The organism is Plantactinospora sp. ZYX-F-223 (assembly GCF_039649625.1).
In the GTDB taxonomy this organism is placed as follows: Bacteria; Actinomycetota; Actinomycetes; order Mycobacteriales; family Micromonosporaceae; genus Plantactinospora.
In genome coordinates this window covers 149,330-170,813 of sequence record NZ_JBDJAV010000002.1, presented here as the reverse complement: position 1 = coordinate 170,813, position 21,484 = coordinate 149,330, and the positions used below count along the sequence as shown (strand labels likewise).

General features: G+C 73.2%; 16 protein-coding genes. 6 read left to right on the top strand and 10 right to left on the bottom strand.

Translation table 11 applies throughout. The annotated features are described in order from the left end of the window. Positions 1 to 96: 96 nt before the first annotated feature. Entirely contained in the window at positions 97 to 1,128 is a 1,032-nt protein-coding gene (locus AAH979_RS03175; RefSeq protein WP_346256458.1) for a DUF4331 family protein, read from the top strand. Between the two features lie 140 nt (positions 1,129 to 1,268). Here the strand turns inward: AAH979_RS03175 and AAH979_RS03170 are convergent, their stop codons facing one another. From AAH979_RS03170 to AAH979_RS03150, 5 genes are all read right to left on the bottom strand, one after another. Beyond that, on the bottom strand, positions 1,269 to 3,464 hold the full coding sequence (locus AAH979_RS03170; RefSeq protein ID WP_346256457.1) for an AMP-binding protein: 2,196 nt from the start codon (positions 3,462 to 3,464) through the stop codon (positions 1,269 to 1,271). Continuing rightward, positions 3,386 to 4,606 (bottom strand): beta-ketoacyl synthase N-terminal-like domain-containing protein, encoded by a 1,221-nt coding sequence (locus tag AAH979_RS03165; RefSeq protein WP_346256456.1) that lies wholly within the window; start codon positions 4,604 to 4,606, stop codon positions 3,386 to 3,388. Before AAH979_RS03165 ends, AAH979_RS03170 begins: the two co-directional genes overlap by 79 nt. Continuing rightward, a complete protein-coding gene (locus tag AAH979_RS03160; RefSeq protein WP_346256455.1) occupies positions 4,593 to 5,822 on the bottom strand; it encodes a beta-ketoacyl synthase N-terminal-like domain-containing protein in 1,230 nt (409 codons plus the stop codon). The genes AAH979_RS03165 and AAH979_RS03160 overlap by 14 nt, the downstream gene beginning before the upstream one ends. After that, positions 5,812 to 6,072: a phosphopantetheine-binding protein gene (locus tag AAH979_RS03155; protein WP_346256454.1), complete on the bottom strand. Its 261-nt coding sequence runs from the start codon at positions 6,070 to 6,072 to the stop codon at positions 5,812 to 5,814. The genes AAH979_RS03160 and AAH979_RS03155 overlap by 11 nt, the downstream gene beginning before the upstream one ends. A 280-nt stretch (positions 6,073 to 6,352) precedes the next feature. After that, a complete protein-coding gene (locus AAH979_RS03150; protein WP_346256453.1) occupies positions 6,353 to 7,459 on the bottom strand; it encodes an L-dopachrome tautomerase-related protein in 1,107 nt (368 codons plus the stop codon). A 245-nt stretch (positions 7,460 to 7,704) separates the two neighbouring features. Between AAH979_RS03150 and AAH979_RS03145 the strand changes: the two genes are divergently transcribed. Then, positions 7,705 to 8,643: a peptidoglycan DD-metalloendopeptidase family protein gene (locus AAH979_RS03145; protein WP_346256452.1), complete on the top strand. Its 939-nt coding sequence runs from the start codon at positions 7,705 to 7,707 to the stop codon at positions 8,641 to 8,643. 64 nt (positions 8,644 to 8,707) lie between these two features. Here AAH979_RS03145 and AAH979_RS03140 read toward each other — a convergent pair whose 3' ends face one another. Next, on the bottom strand, positions 8,708 to 9,742 hold the full coding sequence (locus AAH979_RS03140; protein WP_346256451.1) for an SAM-dependent methyltransferase: 1,035 nt from the start codon (positions 9,740 to 9,742) through the stop codon (positions 8,708 to 8,710). A gap of 230 nt (positions 9,743 to 9,972) precedes the next feature. Here AAH979_RS03140 and AAH979_RS03135 point away from each other — a divergent pair, with 230 nt between their 5' ends. Then, on the top strand, positions 9,973 to 12,348 hold the full coding sequence (locus AAH979_RS03135; RefSeq protein WP_346256450.1) for a M64 family metallopeptidase: 2,376 nt from the start codon (positions 9,973 to 9,975) through the stop codon (positions 12,346 to 12,348). 108 nt (positions 12,349 to 12,456) lie between these two features. Here the strand turns inward: AAH979_RS03135 and AAH979_RS03130 are convergent, their stop codons facing one another. The 3 genes from AAH979_RS03130 to AAH979_RS03120 all read right to left on the bottom strand — a co-directional run bounded on the left by AAH979_RS03130 (position 12,457) and on the right by AAH979_RS03120 (position 16,083). Further along, positions 12,457 to 14,304: an Hsp70 family protein gene (locus AAH979_RS03130; protein WP_346256449.1), complete on the bottom strand. Its 1,848-nt coding sequence runs from the start codon at positions 14,302 to 14,304 to the stop codon at positions 12,457 to 12,459. A 29-nt stretch (positions 14,305 to 14,333) separates the two neighbouring features. Further along, on the bottom strand, positions 14,334 to 15,185 hold the full coding sequence (locus tag AAH979_RS03125; RefSeq protein WP_346256448.1) for an SAM-dependent methyltransferase: 852 nt from the start codon (positions 15,183 to 15,185) through the stop codon (positions 14,334 to 14,336). 94 nt (positions 15,186 to 15,279) lie between these two features. Then, on the bottom strand, positions 15,280 to 16,083 hold the full coding sequence (locus AAH979_RS03120) for a hypothetical protein (RefSeq protein ID WP_346256447.1): 804 nt from the start codon (positions 16,081 to 16,083) through the stop codon (positions 15,280 to 15,282). Between the two features lie 391 nt (positions 16,084 to 16,474). On the opposite strand from AAH979_RS03120, the gene AAH979_RS03115 reads away from it, so the two are divergent. From AAH979_RS03115 to AAH979_RS03105, 3 genes are read left to right on the top strand one after another with little or no spacing between them, the layout of a single operon-like run. Further along, on the top strand, positions 16,475 to 16,936 hold the full coding sequence (locus tag AAH979_RS03115) for a (2Fe-2S)-binding protein (RefSeq protein WP_346256581.1): 462 nt from the start codon (positions 16,475 to 16,477) through the stop codon (positions 16,934 to 16,936). After that, entirely contained in the window at positions 16,933 to 17,904 is a 972-nt protein-coding gene (locus AAH979_RS03110) for a xanthine dehydrogenase family protein subunit M (protein WP_346256446.1), read from the top strand. Before AAH979_RS03115 ends, AAH979_RS03110 begins: the two co-directional genes overlap by 4 nt. 2 nt (positions 17,905 to 17,906) lie before the next feature. Then, entirely contained in the window at positions 17,907 to 20,123 is a 2,217-nt protein-coding gene (locus tag AAH979_RS03105) for a xanthine dehydrogenase family protein molybdopterin-binding subunit (protein WP_346256445.1), read from the top strand. Here AAH979_RS03105 and AAH979_RS03100 read toward each other — a convergent pair. Next, positions 20,091 to 21,434, bottom strand: coding sequence for a hypothetical protein (locus AAH979_RS03100; RefSeq protein ID WP_346256444.1), 1,344 nt, complete (start codon positions 21,432 to 21,434; stop codon positions 20,091 to 20,093). The genes AAH979_RS03105 and AAH979_RS03100 overlap by 33 nt on opposite strands. Positions 21,435 to 21,484 lie beyond the last annotated feature (50 nt).

Here is a 21,484-nt window from a genome sequence, read left to right as displayed (position 1 = left end):
TCGCGGTACCGCCGGCCAATTTCGCGATAACCCGTAAAGCGGGGCGAATCACCAAGTAGACAGGAGTCCTAGCTGCTTCGCCTGCCAGGAGTATCCGTGTCGCATCACCTCGACTCCGCGCTCGCCCTTCAGGACACCCGGCTCGACCTGACCGACCAGTACGTCTTCCCGGGCGAGAGCGGGACCGTCCTGGTGATGAACCTGAACAGCTCGGCGGCCGGCAAGGACGCCAAGCCGGGCTTCCACCCCGAGGCCCGGTACGAGTTCAAGGTCCACCTCGACGGCGCGACGGTGGAGAACCTCAGCTACCGGATCACCTTCGACGAGCCCGACCGGCGTGCCGAGCAGGCGGTCCGGCTGCACGTGCTCACCGGTGCGGAAGCGCCGGACGACGCGGCGACCGGTGAACTGGTCGCCGAGGGACGTACCCACACCATGATCTCCGGGCCGAACGGGCTGCGGCTCTGGGCGGGCCGGGCGGCGGACCCGTTCTACATCGACCTGACCCTGCTCGCCGCCGTCGGTGCGGCGGTCAAGGACGGCGCCCGGCTGGACCTGACCGGCTGGCGGTCGGACGCCGCCACGAACAGCTTCGCCGACACCACGATCCACTCGATCGTGCTGGAGATCGCCGACGACGATCCCCGGATCGGCACCGGGCGCGACATCTGCACCTGGATCACCAGCAAGCTCGCCACCGACGCGGGCGGCTGGCGCCAGGTCAACCGCTTCGGCCACCCGATGGTCTGGCCGATCCTGCGGCAGCCGGTCGACACCGAGTGGGCCGGTAGCGCCAACCTGGGCCACCCGGATACCGACGCCCGGGCCGACGGAGACCGCATCGCCCAACTCGTCGCCGGGGTGGTGGCCGCGAACGGCACCTCGCTCGACCCGTCCGGGTACGGCGAGCAGGTCGCCCGACGGCTGTTGCCCGACCTGCTGCCGTACCGGACCGGGACTCCGGCGAGCTACGGCTTCAACGGTTTCAACGGTCGTACCCTCGCCTGCAACGCGCCGGAGACGATGTTCTCGCTGATCCTGAACCGGGCCACCACCGCCGGGCTGACCGCCCAGCAGAATGCCAGCGCCCGCAGCGACCGTTTCCCGTACGTCGTCGCGGCACGCTGAACGCGATCTATCCGCTCGGAGTCGGCCGTGGGGTGTCAGTCGCCGCCCGCCCCGTCTGTGCACCCAGCTCTACAGTGCGCCGACCGGACATCCCCCGGCCGCCGGGACGCCGACGCCGGGGCGCCGACGCCGAAGCGCCGTCAGTCCCGGAACATCCCGGCGAGCACCTCGGCGGTCCGGGCCGGGTTGGTGGCGACGAAGTAGTGGTCGCCGGGGACCATGTGCAGGCTGGCGATCCGGTCGACGGGGATCCGGGCGGTGACCGCGTCCCGGGTGCAGAGCCCGTCGTCGGTGCCGAGCAGCAGGTGCACGGCCCGGGACCGTACCCCCTGGAAGCCGTCCGGGGCGAGCGCGATGTCCCGGCGGAACCGGGGCAGCAGCAGTCGGGTGATCTCCTCCGAGGTGAGCGCGCTGGTCGGCAGCAGCCCAGTGCTGCGTAGCCCGGCCAGCAGGGTCTCGTCGTCGTCGGAGACCAGCGCCGGGCGCTGCGTGCCGGGCAGCAGCGGCGGGGCGGAGAGGACCACCTGGGCCCTGCCCAGCCCGTCCCCGGCGGCGTCGGCCACCGCGGCGGCCAGCACCGCACCGAGGCTGTGCCCGAACAGCACCGCCCCGTCCGTCAGGTACGGCGTGCCCGCCCGCCACCAGGCGTCGGCCGCGTCGCCGATGGTGGCCCCGTCCCGGTAGGTCGCCTCGCCGGCCACCACCCGCCACGAGCCGGGCAGGTGCCGGGCCAGCCGGGTGAACGCCCCGGAGGAGCCGCCCGCGTACGGGATGCAGACCAGGGTCCGGCCGGGGCCGTCGCGGAGTACCCGCATCCGGACCGTCGCGGGCTCGCCGGCCCGGCTACGGAGCTGGAACCGGGCGAGCTTGCCGGTCGAGGTGGTCGGCAACGCCTCCACCACCTCGACCACCGCGGGACGCTTGTGCGGCGGCAGCCCGGCCCGGAACGCCGCCCGGGCAGCCCGGCGCAGCGCGCCCGGGTCGATGCCGGGAGCCGGCACCAGGTAGGCCACCGCCTGCTCCAGCCCGGCCTGGTCCCGCGCGCCGACCACCGCGCACTGGGCGAGCCCGTCGAGGTCCCGGACCGCCGCCTCGACGTCGAGCGGCGAGACCTTGTAGCCGCCGATGTTGATCAGGTCGTCGTGCCGGCACAGGTAGCGCAGCTCCCCGTCCGGGTCCTGCCGGACGATGTCGCCGGTGTAGGCCCCGCCGTCGGCGAAGGTGCGCGCCGCCGACTCGGGACGGTCCAGATATCCGGCGGCCACCGAGGGGCCCGCCACGTGCAGCCGCCCCTCCGTCCCGTCCGGCACGACCCGGCCGGCGTCGTCCCGGACGGTCACCGTCGTGCCCGGCACCGGCGTGCCGGTCGAGCCGGGCTGGCTGCCCCGGGTGGCCAGCACGATGTGCAGTACCTCGGTCGCGCCCAGCCCGTTGACCAACGGCACCCCGAAGGTGCCGGTGAAGTCGGCGCAGAGCGATGCCGGCAGGTGCTCCCCCGCCGACACGGCGAGGCGCAGGCAGCCGAGGTCGGGTACGCCGGTCGGGTCCGTCGGGTCGCCCTGCCCGGCCCGGTCGAGCAGCGCGGCGTAGACCCGGGGCACCGCGCAGAGCACGGTCGGGCGGTACCGGGCGATCGTCGCGGCCAGCCGGTAGACGTCCGGCGGTCCCTGGTTGAGCAGTACCCCGGCACCGGCGGCGAGCGGAAAGAGCAGCGAATTGCCGAAGCCGTACCCGAAGGAGAGCTTGGCGGTGGAGAGCACCAGGTCGTCGGGGCGCAGGTCGAGGATGCGGCCGAAGCCGTCCAGCACCCCGGTCACCCCGACCCCGTTGTGCAGTACCCCTTTCGGCTTGCCGGTGCTGCCCGAGGTGTACTGGATCAGCAGCAGCTCGGACGGCGACTGGCTGACCGGCGGCGGTGACGGTGGTGCGCCGGGGTCCAGCCACTCCGGGCCGCCCCGGGGCAGCCCGAGGCCGGCCTGGTCCGCCCGCGCGCCGCCTGCCTCGTCGGCGTGCAGGAACCCGGCCCGGCAGTCCTCGGCGATGAAGCCGAGTTCCGCCCCGGTCAGCATCGGGCTCACCGGCACCGCGACGGCACCCCGCCACCACAGTGCCAGGATCGCCACCGCGGTCGGCAGGTCGTCGTCGGCCACCACCAGGCCCCGGGTGCCGGGGCCGATCCCGGCCTCGGCCAGCCGCGCCGCGTAGCCGCGCACGGCGCGGTACAGCTCCGCGTAGCCGAGCCGCTCGCCCGCGCCGGTCAGGTACGCGAGCCGCTCGCCCCGACCGGACGCGAGCGCTCGCCCCACCAGCCGCTCGACGAGGTTGGCGCTCCCCATGATGAGACCTCCAGGATGGCTGCGTTGCCGGACGGTTCGATCGCCAGCGCGAGCAGGCTCGTCGGCGCCGGGGCGCTGGCGCAGTACGCGACGGCACAGGCCGCCGCCAGCAGGCCACCGGCCGCCCCGAAGTCGCCGAGCGACGCTTCCAGGTGCCAGACCGGCCGGGCGGCACCGTCGGCGAGTGCCTCGACCAGCTCGGTGTCGACGGTGGAGACGATCGTGCCGACCGGTCCGGCCGGTGGACCGCCGCCCGGCGCGTCACGCTCGGGCCCGCGGCGGCCGGGCAGTGCACCGGCGGGCGCTCCGGCCGCACTGCCCGATCCCGCGGGGCGGGCGGCGCGGACCAGGGCGCGGCACTGGGCCGCCAGGTCGGACCGGTCGAGGCTGGTCCGGCGGAACCGTCCGAGCCGGATGCCCGGCTCACCGTCCCGGCCCGGCGACACCGCGAGGCAGGCCGCGCCCTCGGCCGCGTCGAACCCGTCGGCGAGTCCACCCAGGCTCCACCGGCTAACCGTCGCCGAGCCGCCGACCAGGGCACGGGCCGCCTCGCCGGCGGCGAGCAGCCGGGCCGCCTCGACCAGTGCGCTCAGCCCGGCCACCGTACCGCCGGTGATCGTCTCGTTCGGGCCGTCGAGCCCGAGCCGGATGGAGACGGTCGCGGCCGGGCCGTTGAACGCCGAGGCGGGACCGATGATCGGGCTGGTCAGCCCCGGGTCCAGGGTGGCGGCCTCGACGCAGATGGTGGCGTACTCGGCCAGCCCCGCACTCGAACTGGCCCAGAGCACCGCGGCCGGACCGGCCTGGACGGGGTCGACCAGTGACGTCGCGAGCCACGGGTCGGGCGGCTCGTCGGGCGGGGCCGTACCGGCGTCGGCCGCCGCGGCCAACGCGAGCAGGGACTCGGGGGGCAGGGCCCGCAGTCCCCGGCCGGCGACGGCGGCCGGGATCCGGGGCGCGACCGGGGCGTGCGTACGCCGGTCGAGCGGGCCGAGGTCGGTGTCCGGGGCCGCGAAGCGGCGTACCGGCGCGGGCGGCACGGGTGCCCCGTCGACCAGTCGGGCCAGCTCCGCCACGTCGGCCACGCCGGGCAGCCGCAGCCCCAGGCCGCGTACGGCCAGACGTTCCTCAACCGGCGGCACGATCGTCCTTTCCGAGCAGTACGGTCGAGACCCCGCCGCCGAAACCGAACGCCTGGCTCAGCACCGTCCCGACCGGGGCACGCCGGCCGGCCGGCTCGACCAGGTCGATGCCGCCGCAGGCCGGGTCGGGTTCGACCAGCGTGACGTTGCCCGGCACCAGGTCGGCGGCGAGCGCCTGCACCGCGATGATCGCCTCCAGGGCGGCGGCGGCACCCTCGGCGTGCCCGAACTGCCCCTTCACCGAGGAGACCACCGGCCGGCGGCGCCCGGCCAGCGCCTTGGCCACCGCCCGCGCCTCGATGCCGTCACTGGCCTGGGTGCCCGTGCCGTGCGCGCAGACCCAGTCGACGTCGTCGCTGGTCAGCCGGGCGCGGTCGAGGCAGCCGTGGATGGTCGACACCAGGCCGTTGCCGTCCGGGTGCGGTTGGGTCGGGTTGTGCGCGTCGGCCGCGGCGGCGCAGCCGAGTAGCCGGGCCAGCGGCCGCCCGCCCCGGGCCGCGACCCGGTCGGCGCGTTCCAGGATCAGCACCCCGGCGCCCTCGCCGGGGATGGTGCCCCGCCGGTTGACGTCGAACGGCCGCACGGTGTCGACCGCGAGAGCGCGCAGCGAGGTGAACATGGCGAGGATCTCCAGCGACAGTTCGGAGACGCCGCCGCAGACCGCGACGTCGACCTCGCCGGTCGCGACCGCCCGGGCGCCGGCGGCGATCGCACTGTTCCCGGCCGCGCAGCCGGGCGCGAACAGCACCGTCGGGCCGGTGACGGTGACCACCTGGCGAAGCGTGTCCAGCAGCGCGTCCGGCCGGGCCCAGGCCCGACCCGGCACGTCCAGCCGGCCGCTCCCGATCCCCCGGTCCAGGATCGGCCGGGTGGCCATCACGGTGCCGGCGAAGACGCCCAACCGGTGCGCCCGGCTCCGTTCCGGCACTCCGCCGTGCCGGAGCGCCTCCAGCGCGGCGACCGCGAGGAACCGGGCGGCCAGGGACTCGTGGCCGGGCACCATCGCGTCGAGGTCCGCGACCGCGCCGGCCGGCACCTCCGCACCGCAGCGGGCCGGATAGCGGGACATGTCGAACCGGGTCACCGGGCCGGTCAGCACCCGCCGTCCGGTCACCGCCGTCCAGAGCGCGTCCGCGCCGAGGCCGGCGGCCGAGACCGCGCCGACTCCGGAGACCACCACGGCCGGGCGGCCGTCCCGGGTCCGGTCACGGCCCAACGGAGATGCCCCGATCCCGGAGTACGGCGAGGGTGTCGCCGAAGTCCTGGAGTCCGGCCGCCTCCTCGTCGGTCAGCCGTACGCCGAGCTGCCGCTCGATCCGGACGACGAATTCGACCTTCTGCACGGAGTCGATCCCGAGGTCTTCGTAGAAGGCCGCTCCCTCGGTGACCTCGTCCGGGCTGACCTCGAAGATCTCCGCCGCCAGGTCCCGCAGGACGGCGGCCGACACGCTGTCTCGCTGTGCCAAGTCCGGCTCCCTTCCCGATCACCGCTCGCCACGTTTCGTGGAACTTGCGGGTGGGCTCACAGTGAAGTTTTCCAGGAAGGAAACGACGCGGGAATCGCTTGAGATGCGACCAAAGAGCTTGTTCGCGCCGACCGAATAGCTCGTTACCATAGCCCGATCAGGTTGCTCCGGAACGAAAGACCCCGTATCCCCACCGGACGATCTTTCCTTGTCGGACGATGGTCGGTTCCGGTGCCGACATTGTCGTTGATCACTGGTAGGTGATCGAATACCCTGCCGATCAGGGCAGCAGCGCCACCGGGCCGGCGTCGATACCGACCCGGAACAGGGCGTACGGGCGGCGTCGGCGGTCCACCCCGCCGGAGTAGTCGGCCTGCCGGTGGAGTTGGTTGGCGGTGACGTAGAGATATCCGTCGGCGCCGACGGACATGGTGTCCGGCCAGAGCAGGCGCGGATCGCGTAGCAACGTCTCGAACCGGCCGTCCGGGTGCCGGCGCAGGACGGCGTTCTGCTCGTACGCGGTGAGGTAGACCCGGCCCGCGTCGTCGCTCTCCAGCCCGTCGGAGCCGGACCCCTTGTCGCCCTCGTCCCGGACCGTCGCCGCCACCTCGGCGTCGTCCAGGGAGCGGTCGACCAGCGCGTCGGTCGAGACGCTGTAGAGCCGGCGGGAGGCGAGCGGGCAGTAGTAGAGGCGGCTGCCGTCGGCCGAGATCGCGATCCCGTCGGAGCCCATCGAGACCGGGCTCGGCGGTCCGTCGGGCGGGCAGACCAGGAACGGCCGCCCCTCGACCAGCGGCCGGAACGTGGCCAGCGGTTCGGCCTTGGTGGAGGGATGGTCGTTCAGCCGCCGCCAGGCCGTCCCGCTGGCCAGGTCCACCACGACGATCCCGTTCGGACCGGAGTTGGACGAGTCGGTGAGGAAGGCGACCCCGGCCGAGCGGCGGCGCAGGTCGAACCGGACGTCGTTGAGGTACGAGGTGGGCAGCGCCACGTCGGCGGGGAACACGATGGTCTGGGTGACCAGATCGGTGTCGAGGTCGACGCAGACCAGTTTGGGACCGCCGGTGCGGGTCGGCTGGAACTGGGGGCTGCCGGTGTCGAGCACCCAGAGCCGGTCGGTCGGATCGACGACGACGCTCTGCACCGAGACGAAGGCGCCGGCGTCGTCGTCGCCGGCCGGGTTGTTCCAGTCCTGGTCCGGATAGGGCACGCAGGCCCCGTCCCGCAGCTCGGCGACGGTGGCGTCGACCTGGTCTCCCCAGCGCGGGAAGTTGACGAAGATCCTTCCCTGCCGGGAGACGGTGACCCCGGTGGGCATGGCGCCGGAGAAGGTGTGCACGGTCTCCAGCCGGCCGAGCGGCTCTTCGCTGGTCAGTTCGTCGCTCATCCGGCCCCCCGTGGCCCGCCCACATAAGAGCGGCCGAGTCCGCGACCGGCTCGGCCACCACGCCACTGTAAGCCGAACAACGGCGCAGAATACCTGAATAGCCGGATTTGCCGCCGATATCCCGCCTCACCCTGACCCGCACGTGAAGGCACAGTCGCACATCGATGTAGAACTCTTTCCAACAGCGCTCGCGATTGGTTAAATACCTTCAACTTTCCGCCTCGCCTGCGCCGAAGGGCCCTTCGATGAAGACCGGATACGCACGTAGCCTGGCCATCCTCACCGCGGTCGCACTCGCCGCCCCGATCCTGCTGACGGCCACTCCCGCCAGCGCCGCGACGGTGACGGTCGACAACGCCACCGCCGACCGCTTCACCGCCAGCGCCAACTGGGGTACGTCCACCTGGTCCGCCGACCGGCAGGGCCCCGACTACCGGTACGCCACCCCGGACACCACCGCCAGCGACGTGGCCTGGTTCAAGGTCAACGTGCCCAGCGCCGGCAGTTACCTGGTGGAGGTCTTCTACCCGGCCGACCCCGGCTACAACAACGCCACCCCGTTCGTCGTCGCCACCACCAGCGGCAACCAGAGCGTCCCGGTCAACCAGCGGACCAACGGTGGCCAGTGGGTCAGCCTCGGCACCTTCTCGCTCGCCGCCGGCGACTACAACGCGGTCGGGGTCAGCCGGTGGACCAGCGGCACCGGTTACGTGGTCGCCGACGCGGTCCGGATCACCACCGCCACCGGTGGCGGCACCAGCTTCTCCCTGCCGCTGCCCCGCACCGCGCTGCCGCGCACCGAGTACGACGACCCGCACCACGACTATCCGGCGATCGACCTGCCGGTGCCGACCGGCACGGCCGCGTACGCCGTCCGGGCCGGCACCGTGGTCCGGATCAACGACAGCAGTTGCGGCCAGGGCATCAACCTGACCGGCACCGACGGGGCGATCTACACGTACTGCCACTTCTCCGCCTGGTCGGTGGCGTCCGGTGCCACCGTCACGGCCGGGCAGCGGATCGGCTCGACCGGCAACACCGGCAACTCGACCGGCCCGCACCTGCACTTCGGCATCCGGACCGGCAGCACCCGCCGCTGCCCGCAGAACTTCCTGCTCGCCCTCTACGACGGCGTCACCCCGCCCGCCGCCAGCAGCCTGCCCACCAGCGGTTGCAGCTACTGAGCTGCCCGGAACGGCCCCCGCTCGTCGTCTTCGTGGCGGGGGCCCTTCCTGACCAGCACACCCCTCAGCGTTTGCGGGCGACCAGGATGTCGCGGACGATCGCCTGGTCGACCCGGTGGGCGAACTCCAGGTACGGGCCGTCCGCCAGCACCTCCAGGCCGGCGTCGGCGAGGACCCGGGCTGCCTCGTCCCGGCGGGCCACCTGGGTGTTCCAGGCGATGCCGAGCGCCCCACCGGGCCGGAGCAGGTCGACCCAGACCGGCACCGCCTCGGCGAGCAGGGCGAGCGGGCTGCGCGCCAGCCCGTGCCCGGCGCTGCGGCTGCCGTGCTGTACGCCGTACGGGGCGTCCGCCACCAGTAGGTCCTGGGTGCCGGGCCGGAAGAACTCCGCACTCCGGACGGTGTCCACCTGCACCACGTCCAGCCGCTGGGTCTGGCCCGCCCGGTAGGACTCCTTGTCGGCGGCAAGGTCGACCTGCAACCGTCGGGCCACCACCTGCCGGTTCCGGCGCACCGGCCCGGACTCGGCCCGGTGCTTCACCCGCTTGCGCTTCAACCAGGTCTGGATGTACGTCGAGTACGCCTCGAAGTCCTTCTGGTCGCGATCCACCCCGGCGGCGTCGTACCCGTACATCAGCGCCTGGTTGAGGGTGGTGCCCCGGCCGCAGAGCGGGTCGAGCACCCGGAACTTCCGGTCCAGCATCTGCGGGGCGAAGTCCGAGGCGAGCAGCGTCACGTTGAGCAGCAGCTTGGTGAACTGCTCGTTGGTCTTGCCCGGATACTTCGGGATCGTCAGCAGGTCGTCGTCGAACCGGTCCAGCGGGCGCAGCTCGACCGGCCGGAGCAGTCCGCCGGTGACCTCGAACAACACGTAGATCGACGACAGGTTGGCCAGGTACGCGACGTCGCGTCCGTCGAGCTGGTCGGCGGTGAAGGTGACGTAGCGGACGCCACCGAGCACGGTCTCGGCGATGTCGTGCAGCCGGCCGCCGAGCACGGCCCGGTCGAACACCGCCAGCTCGGCCCGGGTCAGCGTCACCGAGGCGTCCGCGTAGACGCGGTTCGACGACGGAGAAATCAACAACGCGTACTGGCTCATCTGTCCTTCCGGCAATTCGCGCGCTTGCGACCGGTAGATGCTAGTCGGCGCTCCGCAGCCGCCTCCGTCGAGGTCAGCCGGGGTGTCGGTACGGCGGCGGATACTTGCGGCAGTTGATGGATGACCGGCCCCCGCGCACCGGGTTAGCCTTCCCCGATGATCTATGCCGACTGTTCCGTTCCGGGCCCGTTCCCGGAGCCGACCACCCCCGAGTCCGGCAGGTGACGTCGATGAGATTGACCGCGTCGAGAAGACGGAAACTCGCCACCCTCGCCTCGCTCTGCCTGGTGGCCGGGCTGGTGGGGCTGGCCCAGCCCAGCCGGGCCGCCGCCGAGCCCGAGGTGGGCAGCGCCCGGCTCGTCCCGCTCCAGGTCACCGGCCCGGCCAGCGAGCGGCTCAACCTGATCCTGCTCGGCGACGGCTACACCGCGGCCGAGCTGCCGAAGTTCCACGCCGACGTGGACCGGCACATGAACGTGCAGTGGAGCATCGAGCCGTACCGCAGCTACCGGAACTACTTCAACGTCTACGTGATCGAGATCGTCTCCGGTGAGTCCGGCATCCGCTGCGACCCGGACGACGATCCGCCGGACCCGGACCGGGTCACCCCGCTCGGCCTGCACTACGCGGACGGCTGCACCAACCCGCTCGCCCGGGGCATCACCTTCCAGCCGTACGGCACCCAGGCGCTCAACCGCTATCTCCAGCAGCTCGTCGCGCCGCTCGGGGTGACCGCCAGCAACCGGCAGATCCTGGCGATCGCCAACACCGACACGTACGGCGGGATCGGCGGCACCAACGCGACCACCTCCGGCGGCGCCCCGCAGGGGCCACTGATCAGCCCGCACGAGCTGGGCCACTCGCTGGGACAGCTCCAGGACGAGTACCCGTACTCCAACCGCCCCGACCCGGGCGGGCCGTACTGCACCGACGACTGCGCCGAGCCGAACTCGCGGCACCACACCCGGCTGACCGAGCAGCAGATGATCGAGCAGCAGGCGAAGTGGTGGCGCTGGCTCGGCGAGGAGAGCGAGTCCGGCGGCACGATCGGCCGGTACGAGAGCGGCATGTACGCCACCTCGGGCGTCTGGCGGCCCAGCGAGCACTCCATCATGCGCTGGATCGGCTTCTACTACGACCAGGTCAGCCGGGAGATCATGACGCAGCGGATCTCCGGCCGCCGCAACACCAACGCGATGGCGCTCTCCGCCACCCCCACCGACCAACCGGTCGGGCGCACCGACGTGCTCTGGGTGGAGACCCAGCATCCGGTCTACCACGAACTGGACGTGCGCTGGGCGGTCAACGGGGTCGCGGTGCCGGACACCCACAACAGCCGCAACCTGGAACTCGCCGACCTGGACGTCCGGCCCGGCGACGTCGTACGGGTGACGGTGTCGGATCCCACCGAGTTCGTCCGGGACCCGGCGATCCGCAACGGGCCGGCGCTGACCCAGAGCCGGCAGTGGACGGTCGGCGCCGAGCCGAGCCCGCCGTCGGAGGTGGACGTGGCGTTCACCGCCTCGACCCAGACCGACGAGCGCGCGGTCGGCGGCCAGGACGTGGTGTACGTCGAGACGACCCACCCGGTCGACCGGGTACTGGACGTGACCTGGCGGCTGGACGGCACGGTGTTGCCGAACCCGCACAACAGCCGCAACCTCGACCTGGGTGCGCTGCGACTGGCTCCGGGCAGCTACCGGCTCACCGCGACGGTGACCGATCCGGCCGCTCCCGGCGGGGACTCGGAGACCCGCACCTGGACGGTCGACAACCTCGAGGCGGGTACCACGGCGACCCTCTCGACGCCGGTCACCACGCTGCCGGGCGGCACCCCGCACCACGTCTACTTCGAGCGGTTCACCATGGGGCTGGAGCCGACCGACGACCGGCCGGGGTTCACCGTCGGGGAGTTCCGGCTCGACCGGGACGGCTGGTTCAACTACTTCGGCTGGCCGGACGCCCCGGCCGGTACGCCGTTCCTGTTCACCCCCACCGGCACGGTGGTGAAGTCGCTGGTCTACGGCAACCTCGGCTCGGGCGGGCTCTCCAAGGCGGTCTTCGAGGAGACCGAACCGGGCTACGGCACGCACACCGTCGAGCACCGGGCGATCGACGCGGCCGGCAACATCGGCTCGGCGGACGAGTTCCGGGCCACCGTGCTGCCGGGTTCCTCGCCGGCCTGCACCCGGACGATCTCCGGTGCCCGGGCCGGCGACCTGACCGTCGCCTCCGGGGTGACCTGCCTCAAAAACGCTCGGGTGGCCGGCCGGATCACCGTACGCCCCGGTGCCTCGCTGATCGTCTCGGGCGGTGAGATCTCCGGCGGGATCAGCACCGACCGGGCGGTCGCGGTGCAGATCTTCGGCGCGACGGTCAGCGGCGCGGTCCAGATCAGCGGCAGCACCGGCACCGTGGCGAGCGTGGGCAGCACGTTCGGCGGCGCGGTCCGGCTCGCCGGCAACGCCGGTGGTGAGCACGGGCTGGCCATGGCCGGCAACCGGATCAGCGGCCTGCTCTCCTGCACCGGCAACGGGCGGGTGGCCGACTTCGGGGTACGCAACGAGGTCCGTGGCCACGCCTCGGGCGAGTGCACCGGGTGGTGACGGTGACCGGCTGACCGGCCCCGGGCCGGTGGTGGGTGCCTCGGGGTACCACCATCGGCCCGGCCGTCCGGCGGGCACGCCGTCCGGCCGTCCGGCGGGGAGACGCCGTCAGGCGTGGTCGCGCCAGATTTCCCGCAGCGGCTCGATCCCGGCCGCCGGGTCCAGGTTGAGCACCGCGGCGCCGAGCCGGTAGGTGTAGCGGTCGGTGGGCTCCCAGTAGATGCCGGGCCGGTCGCCGGCGGCCCTGAACTCCACGTACGCCTGCAGCGGCCCGCTTCTGGCCTGGTGGCTCACCTCGCCGGAGAGTTCGATCACTCCGCTGTACCGGTCGATGACGCCGTCGGAGATCTGGGTCCGGTGGTCGTCCGGCGAGTGGTTCGGCAGCTCACGGGGGGCGCCGGAGTTGTAGAAGTATCCGATCCAGTCGTTGCCCTGACACCGTACGACGGCTCTGAAGTTGTCGTCCGGCATCTCCAGCCCGGTCTCGTCCCGGTGCCGCGTCGCGTCGCCCGACCGCTCGCACCTGTCGGCCGCGGCGATGAATCTCCCCGCGAACTCGCGCAGGTCGCTGTCGTCGCCGAAGGCCCGGGCGGGGGAATCGGTCCGCCACCAGATCACACCGCCGACGGCGGCCAGCGCCAGCACGGCCACCGCCCCGGCCACCACGGCACGACGGCGCCGCCGGGGTCCGGTACGGCCGGCGGCACCCCACGGCGGCGCGGACGCGCCGGACCGCGGGCCCGGCACCGGCGCGGACGCCCAGGGCGGAGTCGGGGGCACGCCGGCGAGCGGGGCGGGCGCGCCGGGCGGGGCCGCGGAGCCGGCGTGCGGATTCGGCGCCTCGGCGTGACCGGCGACGCCGACCGGCTCCCTGATCGCCGTCGCCGGCAGGTGCAGCCCGCCCTCGGCCACCACGAACTCGGGCTGCTCGATCGCGACCGGCGCCATCTCCGAGTGCTGGTGCAGCAGCGTCGCCACCAGTGGGATCCGGGTCGACCCACCGACCAGGAAGACGGCGCAGACCCGCTCCCGGTGATCCCGGTGGTAGTTGTCCAGGGTCTGCACGGCCAACCGGACCGCCCGGGTCAGCACCGGTCGGGCCGCCTGCTCGAACTCCTCCCGGGTAACGTGCACGTCCCGGTTGAGGATGGGGAGGTGCACCGAGGCCGTCGGCTGGCGGGAGAGCATCTCCTTGGCCGCCTTGGCGTCGTCCCAGAAGAGCCGGAAGTCGCGGAGGTCCTCCGGTCCGGCCGGAACGGTCAGCCGGCGCCATCGTTCCGGATCGCTCGCCGCCACGGCCGCGCCGATCCGCTCCACCACGATCGCGTCGAGGTCCACTCCGCCGAACGCGTCCATGCCGTCGGTCGCCACCGTCTCGAAGGAGCCGGGCGTCCGGCGTACGACGCTCACGTCGAAGGTGCCGGCGCCCAGGTCGAAGACCATGATGGCCTGCCCCGGCGCGAGTTGCCGCCCGAGCACCCGGACGAAGTACGCGGCGGCGGCGGACGGCTCGTCCACCAGCCCGACCCGGGGCAGCCCGGCGAGGGCGGCGGCCGAGTGCAGCACCTGTCGTCGGGCCGGTCCCCAGGTCGCGGGGTGGGTGATCGTCACCGTTGCCGGCGCCTGCCCGGCCGCGCGGACCGCCTCGGCGTAGACCCGCCGCAACCCGGCCGCGACCAGCTCGGCGATCGGGTACGCCCGCTCGCCGAGCAGCAGTTCACCCGCGTCGACCATCCGCTTCGGATTCGGTTCGTAGCGGGCCGGGTCGACCCGCGCACTGCGCTCGGCGTCCCGCCCGACGAGTATCCGGCCGTCGGATGTGGCGAAGACGGCGGAGGAGAGCAGCGGGGAGCCGTCGAACACCAACGGCCGGACCCGGCCGTCCGGCCACCGCAGCATCCCGACCGTGTGTGAGGTCCCGTAGTCGACAGAAAGCGCGAAGCTGAGGCCCGTCACGGCACCGGAGTCTACGAGACCCGGCAGGCTCAGGGCCGGCGCAGCACGCCACCGTACTCGTAGAACCGGGTCTCCTCCGCTCCCCTGCCCAGGTACGGCCGGAGCGCCTCGTCGACCGGTGCGAGCGGCGGCTGGGTCGGGTCGGGGCGCCAGGTCTTGACGTCGACCAGCCCCGGCTCGACCGGCTCGAAGTCGCGGACGAACTCCGCCACCTCGTCGACCATGCGGTTCTTCCAGGGGATGCCCATCTTCTTCACCATCGCGTTGCCGGCGTCCACTCCGGCCCGGTCGGTGCCGGCGAGCTGCGAGTAGCCCAGGTAGCTCTCCGGGGCCATCGCCTCACGCATCACCGCGAGCAGGTGGCGGACCTTGTCGTCGTCGACGATGGAGTGGGTGACCGAGAGCAGCAGCACCGCGACCGGCCGGGAGAAGTCGATCATCTTGCGGACGTCGGAGTCGGCGAGAATCCGCTCCGGCTCGGTGACGTCGGCGGCGATCACCCGGGTCGTCTCGTCGTCGGCCAGCAGCGCGCGCCCGTGCGCCAGCACGATCGGGTCGACGTCGACGTAGACCACCCGGGCCCCGGGCTGGAACTGCTGCGCCACCTGGTGCACGTTCGCCTGGGTCGGCAACCCGCTGCCCAGGTCGAGGAACTGCCTGATGCCCAGGTCGCGGGCGAGGAACCGGACCGCCCGGTAGAGGAAGAGCCGGTTCTCCCGGGTCACGTCCAGGCTGGCCGGGTACTGCGAGTTGACGAACTGCACGGCCGCCCGGTCCACCGGGAAGTTGTCCTTGCCGCCGAGGGAATAGTCGTACATCCGGGCCGAGGTCGGGACGTCGATCGGAAAGGCGGGGTAGCCTCCGTCGTTTGGCGCGGTCACGAGATCAGCTCCGTACGGATCGAGGGGGACGGATTACCAGCGTAGCGGCTCCGTCGACCCTCCCTTTGCGAGCGTTGACCCGAACGCGGGTCGCTCAGCGGCCACAGCCCACCCGGTGCGGGGCGAGGGCGATGTCGTCGATCCAGAGGTCGAAGTGGTCCGGGGTGGGGCCGCCCTGGTAGAGCTGCCAGCCGATCTTCACCGTGTCGGCGCGGGGCAGGACGAAGTCGACGGGGTTGCCGCCGTGTTCGGTGGTGCTGACCGTCATCTCGGGCTGGGCGACGCCGTCGATCCAGACCGCGACCCGGTTGTCGGTGGCATCCCACTGCCACTCGAAGCACTGCCACCGGTCCTCGACGGTGGGCGCGGACTCCCGCCAGTTGGTCCAGTCGCCGGTCGGGCCACCGTCGGCGCCGACGCCCCAGTACGACCCGCCCAGCGATGGCGCCCACTGGCCGCCGATCGGCCGGACCACCTCGGCGCTGCCCGGGCCGGTCGCCTCGACCAGGGTGAAGTGGGCCCAGTCGGGCGCGGTCGGGAAGGCGTCCACCTTCAACCGGATCCGGCCGTAGAAGCTGTTGCCCGGCGCGGCGAAGTCGTCCACCTTGAGGAAGGCCCGGCCGTTGCCCTCGGTGTGCACCCGCAGCACCTTGTCATGCCGCTGCCGCTCGACCGTCAGGATCCCGTCCTTGGTGTCGATGCCCCAGGCCAGCGAGGCGGCACCGCCGGTGGGCAGCCGTTCGAAATCCTCGCAGAACAGCAGCGTGCGGGGACCGCAGCCGCCGGGCCGGCCATCGGGCCCGGCCTGGCCGGCGCCGGCCTGCGCGGCGCCGCCGCTGGCGAGTACCGCAGCGGCGGTGAGGAGGATGAGGGGGAACCGTTTCGTCAGCCCGACCATGGCGCAAGAGCATGACAGATATCGATGGGTGGCGCCACCCGGGGGCATCCGACACCCCACCGGGTCCATCGACATTGACGATCATCTTTGGTTTACTGGAGGGCCCCGGCCGTGGTCCGGTGCCCCACCGCACCCCGCGTACGCGTACGCGCCCCGCACCGGCCGGTGGCACGTCCGGAGGTGTGTGATGAACAGTGGGTCCGGATCGGACTCGCCCCCCGTCGACGTCCTACCCTCAGGGGTGTCCCGGCGCGATGTGCTGCACCGGACGGCGGTCACGTCGGCCGGGCTGGCCGTCGGCGCGGCGGCCGGGCCGGCGGTCGACAGCGGGCTGGCGGAGCCGGCCGGGGCGGCACCGGCACCGGAGGCGGCCGGCGCGGCGACCGTCGAGATCACGCTGGCGGTCAACGGCCGCACCGAGCGGCTGCGGATCGACTCCCGGGTCACCCTGCTGGACGCGCTGCGCGAGCGGCTCGGGCTGACCGGTTCCAAGAAGGGCTGCGACCGGGGCCAGTGCGGCGCCTGCACGGTGCACGTCGACGGCCGGCGGGTGCTCTCCTGCCTGACCCTGGCGGCGGCCACCGCCGGGCACCGGATCACCACCGTGGAAGGACTGGCCGACGGCGACCGGCTGCACCCGGTGCAGCAGGCGTTCATCGACTGCGACGCCTTCCAGTGCGGGTTCTGCACCTCCGGGCAGATCATGTCGGCGGTGGCCCTGCTCGACGAGGGGCACACCGGCTCGGACGACGAGATCCGCGAGCACATGTCCGGCAACATCTGCCGCTGCGGGGCGTACGAGAACATCGTGGCCGCCGTCCGGACGGCCCGGCGGAGCGGGGCGGACCGATGAGGCCCTTCGACTACCGCACCGCGCAGAGCGTGTCGCAGGCCGTCGCGGGCGGCGGGGCCGGCACGGCCTACCTGGCCGGCGGGACCACGCTGGTGGACCTGATGAAGCTGGAGGTGATGACCCCGCGCCAGGTGGTGGACATCAACCGGCTGCCGCTGCGCGGCGTCTCGGCCGACCGGGAAGGGCTGCACGTCGGTGCGCTGGAACGGATGAGCGACGTCGCCGGACATCCGCTGGTGGCCGGCGGATATCCGGTGATCGCCCAAGCCCTGCTGCGCAGCGCCTCGCCGCAGTTGCGCAACATGGCGAGCATCGGCGGCAACCTGCTGCAACGGGTCCGCTGCGGCTACTTCCGGGACACCAGCACCGGCTGCAACAAGCGCCGGCCCGGCTCCGGCTGCCCCGCGGTCGACGGCGAGAACCGCGGCCACGCCATCCTCGGCACCAGCGACTCCTGCGTCGCCACCCACCCCAGCGACCTGGCCGTCGCCCTGGTCGCGCTGGACGCGCGGGTCCGGCTGGTCGGCCGGGGCGGTACCCGGGACGTCCGGCTCGCCGACTTCTACCTGCTGCCCGGGGACACCCCGGACCGGGAGCACGACCTGCGCCCGGGCGAACTGGTCACCCGGATCACCGTGCCGCCGCTGCCCTGGGCCACCCGGTCGGCGTACCTGAAGATCCGGGACCGGCAGTCGTACGAGTTCGCCCTCGCCTCGGCGGCGGTGGCGCTGGACCTGCGCGGTGGCCTGGTCCGGGACGTACGGGTGGCGGTCGGCGGGGTCGGCACCCGGCCCTGGCGGCTGCCGGCGGTGGAGGACGCGCTGCGTGGCAAGGCTCCCCGGCCGGAGGTGTTCGACGCGGCCGCCGCGCTGGCGGTCGAGGCGGCCCGCCCACTGGCGCACAACCGGTTCAAGACGACGCTGGTCCGGCGCACCATCGTGCGCGCCCTGACGAATCTGGTGGGTTGACGATGAGCGGCGCTGCACGGACGGTCTCGGTCAACCGGGTCGACGGCCGGCTCAAGGTCACCGGTGCGGCCCGGTACGCCGCCGACCAGCCCGTCGAGCGGGTCGCGCACGGCTACCTGCTGCTCAGTACGGTCGCCCGGGGCACCATCCGGGCGATGGACGTCGCCGCCGCCGAAGCCTCCCCCGGCGTACTGGCGGTCTACACGCCGTTCCGCTCGCTGGCGCTGCTCGGCAGCGGCACGCCGTTCAGCGTCGGACACAGTTGGCTGCCGTTGCAGGACACCGAGGTGCGCTATCACGGCCAGGCGATCGGGCTGGTGGTGGCGGAGACGTTCGAGCAGGCCCGGGACGCCGCCGCGCTGGTCCGGGCCGACTACGAGCTCCGGCCGGCGGCGGTCTCCTTCACCGACGGCATCCCGGGGGCCACCGATCCCGGCCCGATGATGGGCGAGCCCGCCCGGTTGGAGTTCCTGGCCGACGGGGTCGGCTCGATCGACGACGCGCTGGCAGCCAGCGAGGTGACCGTCTCCGGCACCTACCAGCAGCCGGGCAAGCACCACAGCGCGATGGAGCCGCACGCCTGCGTCGCCGCCTGGCAGGACGGGGCGCTCACCCTCTACACCGGCACGCAGAGCGCGTCGCTGACCGTCGGCGCGATGGCCGCGGCGCTCGGCGTCGAGGCGGCGAAGGTGCGGGTGGTCAGCCCGCACGTCGGGGGCGGCTTCGGCAACAAGATCGCCACCTGGGCGCATCCGCTGCTCGCCGCCGCTGCCGCGCGTACGCTGGGCCGGCCGGTCAAGGTGGTGCTGACCCGGGAGCAGACCTTCACGATCAGCGGAAACCGTTCCGCCGTACGCCAGACGGTGCGCCTGGGCGCCCGCCGGGACGGCACCCTGGTCGCGGTCAAGCACCAGGTCTGGGCCAGCCAGTCCGCCTCGGGCGGCATCTTCGAGAGTTCGGCGCACACCACCTCGCGCTATCTCTACCAGACCGAGAACCTGCACCTGGAGCAGAAGATCGTCACGCTGGACGTGCCGCCGCCGACCTGGATGCGGGCGCCCGGCCAGGAGTCCGGCTCGTTCGCCCTGGAGAGCGCGCTCGACGAACTCGCCGCCGAACTGCGGTTGGACCCGGTCGAGCTGCGGCTGCGCAACTACGCCACGGTCTATCCGGGGCGGAACGTGCCGTGGTCCAGCAAGCACCTGGACGAGTGCTACCGGGTCGGCGCCCAGCGGTTCGGCTGGGCCCGCCGCAACCCGACCCCAGGCGCCGTCGTGCAGGGCGAGTGGCTGGTCGGGATGGGGATGGCCACCGCCAACTATCCCGGCGAGCGGTTTCCGGCCTCGGTGAAGGTACGGTTCCTGCCCGACGGCGACGTCTCGGTCTCCAGCGCCACCGCCGACCTCGGCACCGGGATGTGGACCGTGCTGGCCGTGCTCGGCGCGGAGGCGCTCGGCCTGCCGGTCACCCGGATCCGCAGCGACCTCGGCGACTCCACGCTGGCCGCCAACATCGGCGCGTTCGGCTCGGGTGCCACCGCGAGTACCGGCCCGGCGGTGGCCGCCGCCGCCGAGGCCGCGAAGACCGCGCTGATCACACTCGCGGTGACCGACGAGCGGTCGCCGCTTGCCGGGGTGCCGGCCGCCGACGTCCGGTACGACCGGGGCGAACTCGTGACCCCGGACCGGCGGATCGGCTTTCCGGAGCTGCTGCGCGCGGTCTCCTCGGCCGGCGTCGAGGCGACCGGCACCGCGGCACCCGGCCCGGAGCACCGGCAGCACGCCTTCACCTCGTTCGGCGCGCACTTCTGTGAGGTCCGGGTCAACCGGTGGACCGGCGAGCCCCGGCTGAGCCGGATGACCACGGTGATCGACGGCGGGGCGATCATCAACGCCAAGACCGCCCGCAGCCAGATCATCGGTGGCGTCATCTTCGGCATCGGCCAGGCGCTGCTGGAGGGCGCCGCCGTCGAGCCGGAGACCGGCCGGATCGCCAACGGCAACTTCGCCGACTACCTGCTGCCGGTGAACGCCGACATCCCCCCGATCGACGTGCACTTTCTCGACCACCCGGATCTGCTGTTCAACCCGCTGGGCGCGCGCGGCATCGGCGAACTCGGCACGGTCGGGGTCGCCGCCGCGATCGGCAACGCCGTCCACAACGCCACCGGGCGGCGGATCCGCGAGCTACCGATCACCCTGGACAAGCTGCTCGACTGAGGACGGCGCCTCGACCGAGGGCGGCCGCGCGTGCCCGCCGACCGGGGACGGTGCCGGTCGGCGCCGCCGGACGAGCAGCACCGGCAGCCAGGGGGCGGTGCCGAGCAGCACCAGCAGGGTGAGCAGCGGCAGCCGCCACCAACCGGAGGTCTGCGCCGGCATCCCGGCGGGCGGCTCCGCCACCCACGGCCGGGCCGTCTTCGACCAGGCCAGGAAGGCGTCGCCGATCGGCACCGCGCCGAAGGCGTACCGCTTGGACCACGGGGTCTCCAGGGGTACCCCGGCCAGCTCACCATAGTTCGCCAGCGCGCCGGCCAGCGCGGCGTCGCCCTGGACCTGTGCCGCGCCCAGCGTCACCACGGTCGCCGAGAGGCTGACCCCGAGCAGCAGCGGGCCGGAGTCGACGTCACCCGGGCCGGAGGTGCCGGCCGGATACTCCCGGACGGCCGGGCCGAGCCCGAGCGGCGTGGCCACGAACCGGTCCCGGAAGCCGAGGTACTGCTCGCGGGCGAAGCCCGGGTCCACGTCGACCAGGAACCGCAGGATCATGCTCTGCGAGGTGGCCCGGGCACCCTCGGCGGGTGCCCCGGTCGCCGGGTCGACCCGGTGCGGCAGCAGCCCGGTGGCCGGGTCGAGCCGTTGGCGTACCCCGGCCAGCCACCGGTCGACGGTGCCGCCGAACCGGGCGGGCAGCAGGGTGTCGTGCAGCCGCAGCGAGGCGACCGCCACGGTGGAGTCGACCGGCCAGGCCTGGTCCGGGTACGCCGGCAGGTAGGGCGACGCCGACGCGTCGAAGGCCGCCCCGAGCGCGACGGAGTCGTCGGTGATCCTGGCCAGCTCGGCCGGATCCCGTGCCGCCCCCGGTTGCAGGCTCAGCACGCCGCCGCGCAGCCAGTTGGTCCAGCCCCGGTAGAAGACGCCGTACGACGGGGTGAGGTCGGGGCTGAACGGCGCGCGGCCGGCCGGTGAGTCGAGCCGGTCCAGTGCCCAGCGGGCCTCCCGCAGGGCGGTGCCCCGCTCCGCCTCGGGCTGGCGCAGGCCGAGTTCGACCCAGCTCAGCCCGTAGAGGGTGTGCAGGAAGAAGTAGCCCTCGGGGAAGAGCTGCTGTGCCGCCTCCCCCGCGCCGCCGGTCAGCTCGGCGCGGAGGAAGGCGAGCTGGCGGCGTACTCCGGGCGGGTCGGCGGCGGGACCGGCGGTGGCCGGCACGACCAGCCGGACCGCCCCGCTCACCGCGCCGGCCGTGATCACGACGGCGAGCAACAGGTACGACCAGCGCAGCACCCGGCGCGCCGTCGTCGATCTTCCGAACACCCCGCCGAGGCTAGGTCGTCTGTCAAGATAGGACGACCGATCCGCAGGGA